13 protein-coding genes are annotated in these 15317 nt (G+C 62.1%); 2 read left to right on the forward strand and 11 right to left on the reverse strand.

From position 1 onward, the window contains the following. Window position 1: 1 nt before the first annotated feature. Both JYG36_RS18225 and JYG36_RS18230 read right to left on the reverse strand, forming a co-directional pair. A complete protein-coding gene (locus JYG36_RS18225; protein WP_045202068.1) occupies window positions 2-208 on the reverse strand; it encodes a hypothetical protein in 207 nt (68 codons plus the stop codon). Then, window positions 205-675 carry a hypothetical protein gene (locus JYG36_RS18230; protein WP_045202070.1) on the reverse strand — a complete coding sequence of 157 codons (471 nt, stop codon included), beginning with the start codon at window positions 673-675 and terminating at the stop codon, window positions 205-207. The genes JYG36_RS18225 and JYG36_RS18230 overlap by 4 nt, the downstream gene beginning before the upstream one ends. Before the next feature lie 319 nt (window positions 676-994). On the opposite strand from JYG36_RS18230, the gene JYG36_RS18235 reads away from it, so the two are divergent. Next, a complete protein-coding gene (locus JYG36_RS18235) occupies window positions 995-1204 on the forward strand; it encodes a hypothetical protein (RefSeq protein ID WP_045202071.1) in 210 nt (69 codons plus the stop codon). A 12-nt stretch (window positions 1205-1216) separates the two neighbouring features. Here JYG36_RS18235 and JYG36_RS18240 read toward each other — a convergent pair whose 3' ends face one another. From JYG36_RS18240 to exaC, 7 genes are all read right to left on the reverse strand, one after another. Then, a complete protein-coding gene (locus JYG36_RS18240) occupies window positions 1217-1432 on the reverse strand; it encodes a hypothetical protein (protein ID WP_045202073.1) in 216 nt (71 codons plus the stop codon). 114 nt (window positions 1433-1546) lie between these two features. After that, window positions 1547-3184 (reverse strand): methyl-accepting chemotaxis protein, encoded by a 1638-nt coding sequence (locus JYG36_RS18245; protein WP_502937471.1) that lies wholly within the window; start codon window positions 3182-3184, stop codon window positions 1547-1549. A 126-nt stretch (window positions 3185-3310) separates the two neighbouring features. After that, window positions 3311-3715, reverse strand: a complete 405-nt coding sequence (locus JYG36_RS18250) for a TraR/DksA family transcriptional regulator (protein WP_045202077.1) — start codon at window positions 3713-3715, stop codon at window positions 3311-3313. 283 nt (window positions 3716-3998) lie between these two features. Continuing rightward, entirely contained in the window at window positions 3999-5666 is a 1668-nt protein-coding gene (locus tag JYG36_RS18255; protein ID WP_093385140.1) for a PAS domain-containing hybrid sensor histidine kinase/response regulator, read from the reverse strand. Continuing rightward, a complete protein-coding gene (gene ercA / locus JYG36_RS18260; RefSeq protein WP_045202081.1) occupies window positions 5650-6813 on the reverse strand; it encodes an alcohol dehydrogenase-like regulatory protein ErcA in 1164 nt (387 codons plus the stop codon). The genes JYG36_RS18255 and ercA overlap by 17 nt, the downstream gene beginning before the upstream one ends. A gap of 124 nt (window positions 6814-6937) precedes the next feature. Further along, window positions 6938-7009: a pyrroloquinoline quinone precursor peptide PqqA gene (gene pqqA / locus JYG36_RS18265; RefSeq protein ID WP_009394664.1), complete on the reverse strand. Its 72-nt coding sequence runs from the start codon at window positions 7007-7009 to the stop codon at window positions 6938-6940. A 110-nt stretch (window positions 7010-7119) separates the two neighbouring features. Then, a complete protein-coding gene (gene exaC, locus JYG36_RS18270) occupies window positions 7120-8640 on the reverse strand; it encodes an acetaldehyde dehydrogenase ExaC (protein ID WP_213601948.1) in 1521 nt (506 codons plus the stop codon). A 202-nt stretch (window positions 8641-8842) separates the two neighbouring features. Here exaC and JYG36_RS18275 point away from each other — a divergent pair, with 202 nt between their 5' ends. Beyond that, window positions 8843-13354 (forward strand): hypothetical protein, encoded by a 4512-nt coding sequence (locus JYG36_RS18275; RefSeq protein WP_213601950.1) that lies wholly within the window; start codon window positions 8843-8845, stop codon window positions 13352-13354. A 41-nt stretch (window positions 13355-13395) separates the two neighbouring features. Here JYG36_RS18275 and JYG36_RS18280 read toward each other — a convergent pair whose 3' ends face one another. Continuing rightward, window positions 13396-14169 (reverse strand): enoyl-CoA hydratase, encoded by a 774-nt coding sequence (locus JYG36_RS18280; protein WP_010224326.1) that lies wholly within the window; start codon window positions 14167-14169, stop codon window positions 13396-13398. Between the two features lie 14 nt (window positions 14170-14183). Beyond that, on the reverse strand, window positions 14184-15311 hold the full coding sequence (locus tag JYG36_RS18285) for an acyl-CoA dehydrogenase (protein WP_093385159.1): 1128 nt from the start codon (window positions 15309-15311) through the stop codon (window positions 14184-14186). Window positions 15312-15317: the final 6 nt, after the last annotated feature.

The raw sequence follows: 15317 nt of genomic DNA on the forward strand, positions 1-15317 counted from the left end.
CTCAGCCGCTGAGCTGCTGCAGCTCGCGGCGGACCATGGCGGCGTACTCGGGCGGGCTCAACTGGTAGAGCTGAGTGGCGACCCAGGCAAACCAGGCGCCTTGCAACTGCGGGCGCTGCGACAGCCACTGTTCGGCCAGGGCACGGGCCTGGGCCTGGTGCCGGGCATGAAAGTCGGCGCGGCTGGTGCGCTCGGCGGATGCGCTCACTCGCTGGCCTTGAAAGTGGTCAGCTCACCCTTCTGCCATTTGGCAACCTTGCGGGTCACGGCCTTGAGGGTCTTGCTCAAGCCTTCCTGCAACTGCTCGTGGGCGGCGAACACCAACACCACGCCCTGGCCTTCCTTGAAGACAATACCTTCGCCTTCAGGCACCGAGACAAAGGCATAGTCACCCAGGCCATACACCGTCAGTTTGATTTCGCGAAAACGGATTTCCAGCTTGCCACCTTCGCGGCTGGGCAACACTGCGGCGCGAAAATGATCGCCAACCTTGAGCTCCAGACGCTGCTTGTCATCCACCACCAATGCGGTTTCAGTATCGATCTCGGCCATGTACAGACCTTCCGCGTTTTGTTCGGTGACGTAAACAAAACGCGATTGAAACTGTTTGACCAGTTTCGCCCTGAGGTCGCCCAAAACAAACAGGGCATGTGTATCAAGATTGCTGACTGCCAAAGAAGAATTCCTCAAAAACCGATTACACGCCGCTCCCCCCGCAGGCCGTGAGGCAGCCGCAAGGCAACGGTACTTCAATTCGAAGTCTGAAAGACTAGTGGATTTGTGCATGAAAAGTCTGTGCAGACTGGCAAAGCAACCCGCAGGAATGTTTACCCATTACTGCAAGCTTTAGTCAGTTTGCAGATTTTCAGCAGATTTCCTTAAACGGAGACGCTTTTTCTGACAGCACTACCGCAACAAAAGTGCGATAGATGAGAGCAAGCCCTTTAGCAGGACGGGCTCCTGGAAATCATCCACAGAACACAGGGAAGCGAATATGCACGAAAACACCGAATTCCGTCGAGAGCCTAAAGGCGTTTCCTACAGAGAATATGCTGTTCACTCACACAACAGCACCCCGCGCTTCGTGGTAGTACCGGCCGGCATCGGCTTCTTTCACATCACCGAACAGGCCACCGGACGCGTCAGGGGCTTTCGCCGCGAGCATACCGAAGCCTGTGCCCTGGCCCGTCACCTGGAAAACTGACCGGCGCCTGGCTCAACCGGCCTGACGCGCAACGGCGGGCCGGTCATCCCCGTGCAACTGCTGCAGCCAGGCCGCCTGGCATTCCTGGGCTTCATTGCGGCTGGCGAAAGCCGTGCCTCGTCGTTCACCGTTGACCAGCACCACCCAGCACACGCGCTTGCCCAGCGCCTGTAGCGACGCAGGTACGCCGCTGCCAATCATCACTGCAACATCGACTTGGCTATTCATCATTCCCTCCGGAATTTATTAGCAACCTAACGATATGCGTATGATAAGACCTGGGCGCTCAGGGAAAAAGCTATCCCCGGCATAGCTGTTTTACATTGCAGGTAACAAAACCGCTCAACCCTGCTGCGGCCGGTAGCCCAGACGCAAGCCTCCCCAATGCCTGCCCTGCACCAGGATCGGTACCGACAGGTCGTGCATCAGTTCACCGGTATCGCGGGTATAGGTTTGCAACAACACCGGCTGTTGATGGCTGCCGCAGCGAATGCCGGTACGGTCGTCGAACTTGCGCTTGCTGCGATTGTGCGCGGTATCCAGGGCCGGGTCGCCGGTCAACGGCTGATTGAAGGCAGTGTTGTGGGTGGGCACATAGCCCTGCTGGGTACAGGCGATAGCAAACACCAGGCCCTCATGCAGCTTGAGCAACGGCTCCTGGATTGCCGGCAGAACCTGGTCGGTATAGTGATCAAAGCGGGTGCGAAAACGGGCCGGCGACGTGCCGGGGATTTGCTGGTAGTGGCGGTCGAACAAGTCCTCGAGACTGATGCGCCCTTGGGCAATATCGTTCTCAAACTGTTCGCCAATTCGCTGCGCGCCTTGACGGGCGAGGTCGTAAACACGCTGGTGATAGTCATCCAGGCCCACTTCGGCAAGACGCTCGCTGATGCTTTCAGCCTGCCCTTCCAGTTGCACTGCAGCCTGGGCCAGGCGCTGGGTTTGCTGGTCGCTGACCTGCAGGTCGCTGCGCATGCGCTCCACGGCCTCGAACAGGCTGTCCAGTTGCAGGCGGTTGGTCTCGGTGCCCTCGGCGATCTCGCCGATCTGCTGCTCGACCCCGGCAGCCAGCCCGGCAATGCTGTCCAGTTGCTCGCCGGTGTGTTCGACCTGGTCGACCCCGCTGTGCAGGTCATCGGACAGTTCGCGAATCTGCTCGACCACCTGCGCCGTACGCTGCTGGATATCGGCGACCATCTGCCCGACCTCTTCGGTAGCGCTGGCGGTGCGCCCGGCCAGGCCGCGGACCTCGTCGGCGACCACGGCAAAGCCACGCCCATGGTCACCCGCCCGGGCGGCTTCGATGGCAGCGTTGAGGGCCAGCAGATTGGTCTGGCTGGCGATGGTCTGGATGACCAGGGTAACCCGGGCAATGTCCTCGCTGCGCTGGTGCAGCGCCTCGATCAGTTCACGGCTGGCGGTAGCCCGCTCGCTCAGGTGATGCATGCGCTGGATCGACTCGGCCAGCACCGTGCGCCCGGCGGCGCTGCTTTCGTGAGCACTGCGGGCAGCGACCAGGGCCTGTTGGCTCAACTGCGAGGTGGCCTTCTCGGTGCCGATCATCACTTCGGCGCTGCTGACAATCTGCGCAGCGGCATCCAGTTGCGATTGCAGCTTGCCGGCCAACTGTTGCACCGAGAACGCCACTCCGGCCGCCGACAGTGCATTGTCGCTGGTGGTTCGGGCCAGGTCGCGGGTCAGCTCGGCCAGGGGCTCGCGGGTTTGCTGCACGACAATCGTCGCCTTGCGCAAGCGCGGTAGCCACAGCGCCAGCAAGGCCAGCGGCAGGCCGATATAGAACGAAAGCCCGGCAAACGCCATAGCTGCCAGCAACCCTGCCAGCACCAGGCTTTGCAAAACCGTATCTGACCACGGCGCAACGGCGAACGGCGCAGCTTGCCCTTCAACCACGGCGCCAGGCAGAGATCCTTCTCGCATCATGTTTTGGCTCCATCGCAGCACGTCTTGTTGTGCGGCCATTAAACGCCACTATTAGGCCATTAGCCATGCTTCCTTGGGTGTAAGACCGGTGCCCTTGATACAGGGCAAGAAAAGCAAAACCCCCGAAGATCGCTCTGCGGGGGTTTGCGGTGACACCTGCGCGGGTCAGGCCTGGCGCTGGTGCTTGTCGATCTGCTCGTGACGCTCTTGAGCTTCGATGCAGTACTTGGTGGTCGGGCTGATCAGCAGGCGCTTGAGGCCGATCGGCTCACCGCTGTCGTCGCACCAGCCGAAGCTCTCGTCAGCAATGCGGCCCAGGGCCATTTCCAGCTGCGGCAGCAGGCGCTGGTCACGGTCGATGGTATTGACCAACCAATGGCGCTCTTCTTCGACCGAGGCGGCATCGGCAGGATCGGCAGGCGTGTCCAGGCTTTCGATGGTTACACGGCTTTGCTCGATGCGCTCATGGATTTCGACCTTCATCTGCTGCAGCAGCGAGGTGAAGAAAGCCAGTTGCTCAGCGTTCATGTAGTCATCGGCCGGCATGGCCAGCAACTTTTCCTTTGTCATTGATTTCTCTATAAAAAATACGTGCATTAAGGCGAATCGGGTGCTCCTGGCGAACAGCTCGCCAGCAGCGGAATTCTTCAAGCACCATCCGGCACTCAATTTACAGGGGGCGGCAGTCTAAGGCCGAGATTCACACTGGGCAACAGAAATGACGGTGCAAATGACCGAAAAGGCCCTGCAGGCCCTCCCCCGGCGCTGGTTTATAACAAAAAAACCGCGGCGCAGGCGCTTTCCCGGGGACAAACGGTCATTCTCCGACAAAAACCTTGTAACAAAGATCCCCTCAACCGAGCAACTGGCTCAACACCGCGCGCAACTTGCCAGGCTTCACCGGCTTGTTCAGCAAGGGTGCGCCCAGGCGCTGCATGGCCCGGCGGCTCTGGTCGCTGCGGTCAGCGGTGATCATCACGGCAAAGATGCTGCAGGCGAAATGGCGACGCAAATCGCGCACCACCTCGCAACCGGTTACGCCGTGGTCCAGATGGAAATCTGCCAGGATCAGCTCCGGCGCCCGGCCGTCGAGCACCACCAGGGCGCTGGCATAGTCGCTGGCGGTAAGCACCTCGCAGCCCCATTGCTGCAGCAGCGCGGCCATGCTTTGCTGGATGCTCAGTTCATTGTCCAGCACCAGCAACCGGCGCCCTGGCAATGGGTCGCCAACACTGGGCAGCACCAGCGTCGATGGCGGCAACTCACTGGGCTGCTCACTCGACAATGGCACATCGATGCTGAACACCGAGCCGCGTCCCGGCCATGAGCGGACCTGCACCGGGTAATCAAGAATGCGCGCGATCCGCTCGACAATCGCCAGCCCCAGCCCGACGCCTTTGCGATCAGCGGCGCGGCCAACATCCAGCTGGTTGAATTCAAGAAAGATCGACTGCAATCGATCGGCGGCAATGCCACGGCCGCTGTCCCAGACTTCCAGACGCAGGTACTCGCCCCGGCGCCGCGCGCCGAGCAGGATGCTTCCGTGCTCGGTGTAGCGGCAGGCATTGCTGAGGAAGTTGCGCAGGATCCGTGTGAGCAGGCGCAGGTCGGTGCGTACCGCCAGGCGCGCGCTGCGCAGGCGCAGGCTGAGCCCGGCGGCCTCGGCCACGGGCTGGAACTCCGAGGCCAGCGGCGCCAGCACTTCATCCAGGCGGTACAGCTCGAGGTCGGGCTTGATCGCCGCCTGGTCCAGCCGCGAGATATCCAGCAGGTCGGTGAGCAGGTCCTCCGCGCCTTCCAGGGCCTGGTGGGCACGCTCGACCAGTTGCTGCTCACTCTTCGCTAGCGATCGCTCGCGCAAGGTCGAGATCAGCAGCCGGGCGGCATTGAGCGGTTGCAGCAGGTCGTGGCTGGCCGCCGCCAGGTACTTGTCCTTGCTGCGATTGGCCGCCTGAGCGGCGTCGCGCGCCTCGATCAGCTCATTGGTGCGCTCGGCGACCCGCTGCTCGAGTTGGTCGTTAAGTTGCTGCAGGCGCGCCTGGGCCTGCTTGCGTTCGGTGATGTCGGCGACAAAGCCTTCGACCACGCCCTCTTCGTCGGGCCGCAGCAGCAGGTTCATCAGCACGTCGATATGGCTGCCATCTCGCCGGCGTAGCTGGGTCTCATAGCCGATCAGCGCCTGCTCGCGCTGCAGTACCTGGGCGATGGCCAGCAGTTCATCCTGGCCGCCGGCGAACAGATGGCTGGCCAGGTCGTTGCGCGACAGCACCAGGGCCTGGGCGTCGACATACCCGAGCATGCGCGCCAGCGCCGGGTTGGCGGCGCGCATGCCATCTTCGAGGCTGGCCTGGAAGATACCGTGCACGGCGTGCTCGAACAGCCACTTGTAGCGATTGCGCTCGGCTTCCAGCTCTTCCAGGCGCACCGCCAGTTCCGGGTAATGACTCTTGCGTACGGTGTGGTTGCTCAGCCCCAGCAAACCGGCCAGGGCATCGCCCGCCGGTTCAGAGGGCCTCGCCATACACTACCTCGACGTCGCGCTGGCTGGAGCTGCGCGGGTTGGTGAGGATGCACGGGTCATCCATGGCGTGCTGGGACAGGAATGGAATATCACTGAGGCCAACGCCATGCAGGCCGAGGGTTTCATGAAAGCCCACGGCGCGCTTGAGGGCGATCAGGTGCTCGACCAGACGCTGGCTGATCTGCTTGTGGCTCAGGCCCCGGCAATCGATGCCCAGGGTTTGCGCAATCACCTTGAACCGCTCTGGCGCGGCGCTGTAGTTGAACGCCACCACATGCTCGACCAGCACCGCATTGCACAGCCCATGGGGCAAGTCGAGAAAGCCACCCAGGCTGTGGGACATGGCATGCACGGCACCGAGAATCGCGTTAGAGAACGCCAGCCCCGCCTGCATGCTGCCGAGCATGATCTTCTCGCGCAGGGCGATGTCGTCGGGGTTGGCGATCATCTGTACCAGGTTGCCGTCGATCAGGCGCATGGCCTCCAGCGCATGGGGGTCGGTCAGCGGCCCGTGGCCGGTCGAGACGAACGCCTCGATGGCATGCACCAGGGCATCGATGCCGGTACAGGCGGAGAGGAACGGGTCCATGCTCAGGGTGGTCTCAGGATCGATCAACGACACATCCGGCACCACCGCCTTGCTGACGATGGAAAACTTCATGCGTTCCTGCTGGTTGGAGATGATCACGAACTGGGAAACGTCGGCGGAGGTACCGGCAGTGGTCGGGATCAGGATCAGCGGCGGGCTTGGCACGCGAATGGTGTCGACCCCTTCGAACTCGAGAATGTGCCGGCCATGGGCAACCACGATGCCGATGCCCTTGGCGCAATCCATCGGGCTGCCGCCACCGACGGCGACGATCACGTCGCACTGTTCGCTGCGGTAGCGCTCGGCGCCGGCCATTACCTCTTCAACCCGCGGGTTGGGGGATACCTCGGTGTACAGGCAGTAATCGATGCCCAGGCCCTGCAGGCTGGCTTCGATATCGCCGACCCAGCCGGCGGCGATCACGCCGGGGTCACTGACCAGCAGAACCTTGCGCGCGCCGAAGGTCTTGGCGTAGTTGGCGACATGATGCCGGCAACCGGCGCCGAAGATGATTTCCGGGGAGACGAACTTGCGCAACTGGCTCAGCTTCGGGCTCATGGGACGCCTCTGTTCTTGTTGTAATAGCGCCAGCCTAAAGCATCCCGCATCGATTGCAATCAGACCATCGGCGGGCAGAAACAGGAGCGCCGACCGCTGCAAGCAGCGACCGGCGCAAGAGGGATCAGCGATTGGCGAAGTACATGGTCACTTCAAAACCGATACGCAGATCAGTGAACGCAGGCTTTTTCCACATAGGTCCATCCTCTTCTGGCACCACAGGATTGCGGTGCACCTATTAATACACCGTTGCCGGTGCGGGTCGAATGCTACTTTGGAAGCGTTTCTTTCAGCCTATCCGGACCCTCAGAAGAACCCCAGCGGGTTGACGTCGTAACTGACCAGCAGGTTTTTGGTCTGCTGGTAGTGATCGAGCATCATCTTGTGGGTCTCGCGGCCGACCCCGGATTTCTTGTAGCCACCGAACGCGGCGTGGGCCGGGTACAGGTGGTAGCAGTTGGTCCACACACGCCCGGCCTTGATGCCCCGGCCCATGCGGTAGGCGCGGTTGATGTCGCGGGTCCAGACCCCGGCGCCCAGGCCGAACTCGGTGTCGTTGGCAATTGCCAATGCCTCGGCTTCGTCCTTGAAGGTGGTCACGCCGACCACCGGGCCGAAGATTTCTTCCTGGAATACACGCATCTGGTTGTGGCCCTTGAGCAGGGTCGGCTGGATGTAATAGCCGCTGGCAAGGTCGCCACCCAGGCGCTCACAGTCACCGCCGGTCAGCACCTGGGCGCCCTCTTCGCGGGCGATCTGCAGGTAGGAGAGAATCTTGTCGTATTGCTGCTCGGATGCCTGGGCGCCGACCATGGTCTCGGTGTCCAGCGGGTTGCCGCGCTTGATCTGGCTGATCTTTTTCAGGACCTGGGCCATGAACGGCTCGTAGATCGACTCCTGGATCAACGCCCGCGATGGGCAGGTGCACACTTCGCCCTGGTTGAAAAACGCCAGCACCAGGCCTTCGGCGGCTTTCTCGATGAAGGCCGGCTCGGCCTGCATGATGTCTTCGAAGAAGATGTTCGGCGACTTGCCGCCCAGCTCGACGGTCGACGGAATGATGTTCTCGGCGGCGCATTTCATGATGTGCGAACCGACCGGGGTGGAGCCGGTGAAAGCAATCTTGGCGATACGCTTGCTGGTGGCCAGGGCTTCACCGGCTTCGCGGCCCAAGCCATGAACGATGTTGAGCACGCCTGCCGGCAGCAGGTCACCGACCAGTTCGGCGAACACGGTAATCGACAGCGGCGTCTGCTCGGCCGGCTTGAGCACCACGCAGTTGCCGGCAGCCAGGGCCGGGGCGAGTTTCCAGGCGGCCATCAGCAGCGGGAAGTTCCATGGAATGATCTGCCCGACGACCCCGAGCGGCTCATGAAAATGGTAGGCCGCGGTGTGCTCGTTGATCTCGGCGGCACTGCCTTCCTGGGCGCGGATGCAGCCGGCGAAGTAACGGAAGTGGTCGGCGGCCAGTGGCACGTCGGCATTCAGGGTTTCGCGGATGGCCTTGCCGTTGTCCCAGGTTTCACTCAGGGCCAGCACTTCGAGGTGCTGCTCGATGCGATCGGCGATTTTCAACAGGATGCGCGAACGTTCCTGCACCGAGGTGCGGCCCCAGGCAGCGGCGGCGCCATGGGCGGCGTCCAGCGCCAGGTCGATGTCGGCCGCGCCCGAGCGCGGGAACTCTGCAATCGTCTGGCCATTGACCGGCGAACCGTTGTTGAAGTACTGGCCGGTCAGCGGCGCGACGAATTCGCCGCCGATGTAGTTACCGTAAACGGCCTTGAAGCTGATCAGGGCATCAGCGGTGCCAGGGGCTGCGTAGATCATCGGGACCTCATGTGCGGTGCGGGCCTGTCGGCATGACAGGCAGCTGGCTCGATGGTAAGCAGGCGCACGGCAGGCGCGAATCGGCCCTTGGCAGGTACCGTCTCGTCAATTGGTAGTAACGCCTGGGTGCTACCCGAATACCGCCTGCTCATGCGTGTGCGCAGGTCATATGGAGCCTCCCTTTTTTTGGAAGCCTCGCCAGATGACCGCCTCGTCCCCCCATCAGTCCATCGCCGAACAGGCCACCTTGAGCTGCGCGGTAGCCAAGCGTTTCGTCAAGCGCCCCGCCCTGCTCGAAGTGGCCGGGCAGCTTCTGCTTGAGCATTGGGACCAGCGGGGGCTGTCACTGCAGCACAACCCGCTGACGCTTTATCTGATCAGCCAGCACGGCGCGCAGGTGCATATCCGCCAGTTGCCGCAAGTGCTGATCGAGCGCTATTGCCTGGGCAGTACCTTGAACCTGGACAGCAACGAAGATTGTCTGAGCCGGTATCCTCAACAAGGCCACGACGCACTGCTCGATGTCGACCTGCACGCCCTAGAGCTGCTGATCAACGAGTGTGGCCCGTTGATCCTTGAAGCCTTCCTGCAGGCGCTGGTCGAGTTCTGGAGCCAGAGTGACGAGCGCGGTGAAACACCCTGGGGCTGGTATGCCGGCTACCTGCAAAAGCTGATGAAAGACGCTATCGAGATAGCCCTGAGCGCCGGCACGCTGAGCGCCGACCAAGCGGCGAGCGCCAGGGTCGTTACCGCGTTTCCAACTGCGCAACAACGCAGCAGCTACGCCAACCTGCAGGGCTACAGCGTCCAGCAACTGACAGTCGACCTGACCTCGGCCCAGGTCATTGATGCCGACCTGTCCAGCGCTTTACTGATCGAGGATTTCCCCGACCCACCAAAGCCTCAAGTGACGGTCCTGTTTACCCTGGTAGGTGCGCTGGCGCCCTTCGAGTCCCCCCAGGGCTTGCTCGACATGCTCGCCAGAAGCTGGCCACGATCGTTGCTTAGCGCAGCGCCACCCACGCAATTCACCCCGACAAGCACCTCGGCGTTCGAAGTTCAGGCAGGCGGATTTCTCAAGCAACAATTGCGCTTGATCGAAATCATCGCCCTGGCTTCAAGAACCCATGAGCAAGCGCAAGCACTCAATGCCACCCTTGATCGCTCCACCTCGATGCTGGACCTGTGTACGGCCGAGGAACTGGAACGCCAGAACAAGATCGCGCTTGTGCTGCCGACCTGGCTGCTCGACAGTGAACTGGCCATTCGCTACAGCACCTTGTTGATCGATCAGGCCCAATCACACAAAACTGCTGGCGGCAAAACCTGGCGCGATGATATCGATACCGCCGAAGCATTCGCCTGCAAGGTCCTGGACGCGAGGATCGCGCAGGATCACCCCGGCGCAGGCTTTAACGCCGAGGACGTGTTGATCAGCAATCGCCAGGTCATCGCCAGCGCCATCCCCGGGCAGGGCAGCCTGATCACCGATGGCGCCATCAAGGTCGTCAGCTTTTCCCTTGCACAGCTGGCCATCGACAACCTCGGTGTGCTGGCAGCAGGCACCGTGCGCGTGCACCTGGTCAACGGTGCCCAACTGCCGGAGTGGATGAACGAGCACTATGTTCGATCCCTGGTACGTGAACTGGATATGGGTGCGATGTATCCGCAGACCTTGCAACAGCAGCTTCTGGATGAACCTGCGCAGTTTCAAACCAGGCAAACGCTGTTCTGCACACAGCTAAAAACCCAGCTTCCGCTGCTGGCGCTGGAGCTGCATCTGCGTGACAAGCGTCTGAGCCTGGCCGCGTGCCAGGCGGTGGATGCGCTGTTTGGCCTGGCAGAGCCGGGCATTTGGGTGCTGCGCCCCATGGCCCTGTTGCGCTCAACCGGTGCTACGGGCGATACATTGCTCAATGCCTGGCTGATCGAAACGAGTGACGTCAGGCAGGGCCCCTGCGTGCTTTATCGCCCATTGCATAGCGAACCGTTGCTGGAGTTTCACGACCGGATTGCTCTGTTCGATGCCTTTGCCTGCAGCGGCCCATTGCAGGATGACCTGCTCGAGCGCCTGCCCGGACATACGCGCCCGATCTATGCCAATGGCGGCCTGCGCGAACCGCATATCCACCGCTTTGTTCCCGGCGCCGAGTTCGAACGGCTGCAGACACCGGCACCTGCCCGTCTGGATATGGCCCTGGCCAAAGGCGAAGTACACCAGCTGATCTACCAGGCCAGCGCCCGGGAGCTGGTCGAACGGGCCAGGCGCCACTCGACCAGCAGCGCACAGTCGCGCTGGGACGCCTGGAAGCAACTGGGATGGTTGATGTTCAACACCTTACTGCCCTTGTTCGAGGGTGGCGTCGCCAAGGTTGCCTGGATGATCCAGGTCATCGACAGTGCCAAGCGCCTGCTCGAGAGCGATGAAAAGGCCAGCCCCGGCAAGCATCGCCAAGCGTTCGCCGACTTGCTGGTCAACATCGCCATGGTCCTTTTCGTGCACGCCACCCGCCGCCTGGGCATCAAACCCGAGACGCCGGCGCACCCTGGCGATGGGCCAAAGCCGGTCAGAGTTCCCAGCACCCAGGTACTGCCGGCGCCACAGGCCGAACTGAACTTCAGTTGGGCACGTCCCGACCACCAGCTGACGATGCAACAAAAACTCCAGCTTGAGCGCCTGGCCAGCCCGCTGGCACCCTCCATGCTCGGTAGCCCCATTGCCAACGGCGCACTGCAGGGCCTTTACCTGCACAACGAGCAACTGTACTTCGCCCAGGGTACTCACGCCTACCCCGTGCAATACGATGCCGGCGTCAAGCAGCCTCGCATCGTTAGCGGACCATGGCTGAGAAGAGACGAAGCCCGGCGCTGGACGCTCGATCTGCGTTTGCGCCTGCGCGGTGGCCAGCCGCTGCGCAATCGCTTCACGTCTACCGACCTACAGCAGGCGATCGACAACCTGGATGAGACATTACGCACCCAGCAAAGCGCCGCCCTGGCCAGCCAACAGCGGCTGCACAATTTTGCCCGGCAGATCAGCGACGACACTGACCCGCGCATCCTGCAAGGCTACCTGGACAAGATGGAAGCGCTGTCACAGGACTTTGAACAACACCTGCGGACACTGCACGAGCGCAATGAAAAGCGCCCGCTCAATCAATACAAAACCCTGCGGGCAAAAGCCCTGTTTGAACGGGCGCGTTGCGAACTGTCCGTGATTGCGACCCTGGGCAAACTGTACAAACCGTTGCGCCAGCGCTTTGTCCAGACGGTGAAAGACGCCGAAGGCGCCTTGCCTGATGCAGGTACGCACGAACATTCATTGCAAACCAGCCTGCTCGACCAGGTTGATCCCTTGATCGGCAAGTTGATCGACCATCACCAAACCCTTACCGCCACCCGCGAGCATCTGCACAAGCTGTCCAGCATTCGCCAACCCACAATCCAGGTGATGGAACTGAGCCTCGACGAACCAGCCATCCGCCCCGCATCGCGGCTGTATTGGTACACCCTGCGCAGCGAAGTGCTGAGTAATCGCTTGCGGCTGGTGGAGACAGACGAAGACTCCAGCGAAAGCGATTACTGGCTCGAGCACAGTTGGCGCAATATCGAGCAGGGCATGCTGCAACGCATGAACTTGCTGGCACTGAGCCGCGAGGAGATAGAAGTTCATGCCCGGGTGCTGGACAACATCCAGCGCCACTTCGATACCGCGCTGCGCCAGCTGGGTAACCTGAAGAGTTTGCTGCCCGGGCAGCAAGCCGCCAACAGCCTGGTGTCCAGGCTCGAAACCGACATGGCACTGATGCTCAAGGAAACCCGCGCCGACCTTGCCGAATACCCGCAGCCACTGCTTGAGCGCAGCAGCCTGCGTCAATTGCACCGGCAAGTGCCGGGGCTGATCGAAACCCGCGATGAAGGCGTGCTGCTGGGGCAACAGCGGCGCAACAGTGAAGGTATCGTCGACATTCACAACCCGCAGGATGACAGCGTCCGCGCGTCCTACCGAGAAGACCCGCAGACAGGTAGCTGGGAGCCCTTGGCTGTCGAACAAGCGCTACTGCCACAGGTCGCAGACGCCGAGCTGAGCGCTTTGCTGAGGGAAGGCATGCGCCTTGCGGCACTCGCCAGGCAAGACATCCAGCGCCTCAAGCGCCAGGGTAAAAGCACCTACCTGCCGGTCGAGATTGAGGAGATCGCCGAACGCCGACAACGGTCACTGCTCGCTCAGCGTCAAGCCATCGAACGCGCCCTGACCCAAAGCAACCAGACCGATCAGGCCGCCGACAACACCGATGCTGCCTTGCAGATCAAGTTGCTGGATGACGTCGCCAATGAACTGTTGCAGACCGGCGCGCAACTGAGGACAGAGGCGGCCCTGGCGCAAGCGCCGAGCATGCGCGAACTGGAGTACCTGCTGGGCAAGGGCCAGGTGAAACTCAAGCGCCTGGTCAGGCGCAAGCCGCTGGCCAGCACCCGGGACTGGGCTCAGGATTACCTGGATGAATACGTGGTGCTGCACGCCAACAAACCCTTGTGGTATGCGCACTTTCACTACGCGGCCGAAAACACCGCAATCGACGACTTCAAGGCCGCACACCTGAAGCTTGCCAGTCAGCGCTATGACCGCGGGCAGTTCGTCGAAAGCAACAAGCTGGTGCACCGCGGGCCGATAAGCCTGGCGGCGGCCCGGCAATGGTTCTTCAAGGAGTGATGCAGTAAAAAACGGGCGCTGGCAACAGCGCCCGATCAATCTCAGCGATCCTTGAACTGCGCCTCACGCTTGGCGATGAACGCCGCCATGCCTTCCTTCTGGTCTTCGGTGGCGAAGGCTGCATGGAATACCCGGCGCTCGAAGCGCACGCCCTCGGCCAGGTTGACCTCGAACGCGCGGTTAACGCTTTCCTTGACCATCATGGTCATCGGGATCGACTTGCTGGCGATGGTCGCCGCCACCTTCAGCGCTTCTTCCAGCAGCTCGGCTTGCGGCACCACACGCGCCACCAGTCCGGCACGCTCGGCTTCCTCGGCGCCCATCAGACGCCCACTCAGGCACAGTTCCATGGCCTTGGCCTTGCCCACGGCGCGGGTCAGGCGCTGGGTACCGCCCATGCCCGGCAGCACACCGAGATTGATTTCCGGCTGGCCGAACTTGGCGTTGTCGGCGGCGAGGATGAAGTCGCACATCATCGCCAGCTCGCAGCCGCCGCCCAGGGCAAAACCCGACACCGCGGCAATGATCGGCTTGCGCCGGTTGGCAATGCGGTCTGCGTCGCTGAACAGGTCATCGACGTAGATCTGCGGGTAGCGCAGGTCGGCCATTTCCTTGATGTCGGCGCCAGCGGCGAAGGCCTTGGCGGAGCCTGTCAGCACCACGCAACCGATGTTCGGGTCGGCTTCGAGCTGGTCCAGGGCCTGGTTGATTTCGCCGACGATCTGCGCGTTCAGGGCATTGAGCGCCTGCGGTCGGTTGAGGGTGATCAGGCCGACCTTGCCGTGGATGTCCAACAGAATGGTTTCAAATGACATGCAAGCTGCTCCCTTCAAAGATTGCGCGCAATGACCATGCGCTGAATATCGCTGGTGCCTTCGTAGATCTGGCAGACCCGCACATCGCGGTAGATGCGCTCCAGCGGAAAGTCGCTCAGATAGCCATAACCGCCAAGGGTCTGCAAGGCATCCGAACAGACCTTTTCGGCCATTTCCGAGGCGAAAAGCTTGGCCATCGACGCTTCGACCAGCGCCGGACGCCCGGCATCGCGCAGCGCCGCGGCATGCAGCACCATCTGCCGGGCCACGGCAACGCGGGTGGCCATGTCGGCCAGGCGAAAAGCCACGGCCTGGTGTTCGATCAATGGCTTGCCGAAGCTTTCGCGCTCGCGCGCATAGTCACGTGCTACCTCGAAGGCGGCGCGGGCCATGCCCACCGACTGCGAGGCAATGCCGATACGCCCGCCTTCAAGGTTGGCCAGGGCGATCTTGTAGCCTTCGCCCTCCTCGCCGAGGCGGTTGGCCACCGGCACGCGCAGATTTTCAAAGACGATCTGGCAGGTGTCGGAGGCGTGCTGGCCGAGTTTGTCCTCGACCCGTGCCACCTGGTAACCCGGCGAGTCGGTGGGCACGATGAAGGCACTGATGCCGCGCTTGCCGGCCCCGGGGTCGGTTACCGCAAACACTATCACCACCCCGGCGTTCTGCCCGGAGGTGATGAACTGCTTGCAGCCGTTGAGCACGTAGTGATCGCCATCTCGGCGGGCGCGGGTCTTCAGGCTGCTGGCATCGGAGCCGGCCTGCGGCTCGGTCAGGGCGAAGGCGCCAAGCATGGCGCCGCTGGCCAGCGGGGTGAGGAACTGCTGCTTCTGCTGCTCGCTGCCGAACTTGAGAATCGGCACGCAACCCACCGAGTTGTGCACACTCATGATCGTCGAGCAGGCGCCGTCGCCCGCGGCGATTTCTTCCAGGGCCATGGCGTAGGCGACATAGCCGGTATCGCTGCCGCCCCACTGCTCCGGCACCAGCATGCCGAACAGGCCCAGTTCGGCCATCTCCTGGATGGCTTCTTTGGGGAAGCGGTGCTCGCGGTCCCACTGCTCGGCAAACGGGCGCAGGCGCTCCTGGGCGAACTGACGCACCGCGTCGCTGATTTGCTGTTGTTCGTCATTGATTAGCATGGTGCA

It is taken from the genome of Pseudomonas sp. SORT22 (genome assembly GCF_018417635.1).
GTDB lineage: Bacteria > Pseudomonadota > Gammaproteobacteria > Pseudomonadales > Pseudomonadaceae > Aquipseudomonas.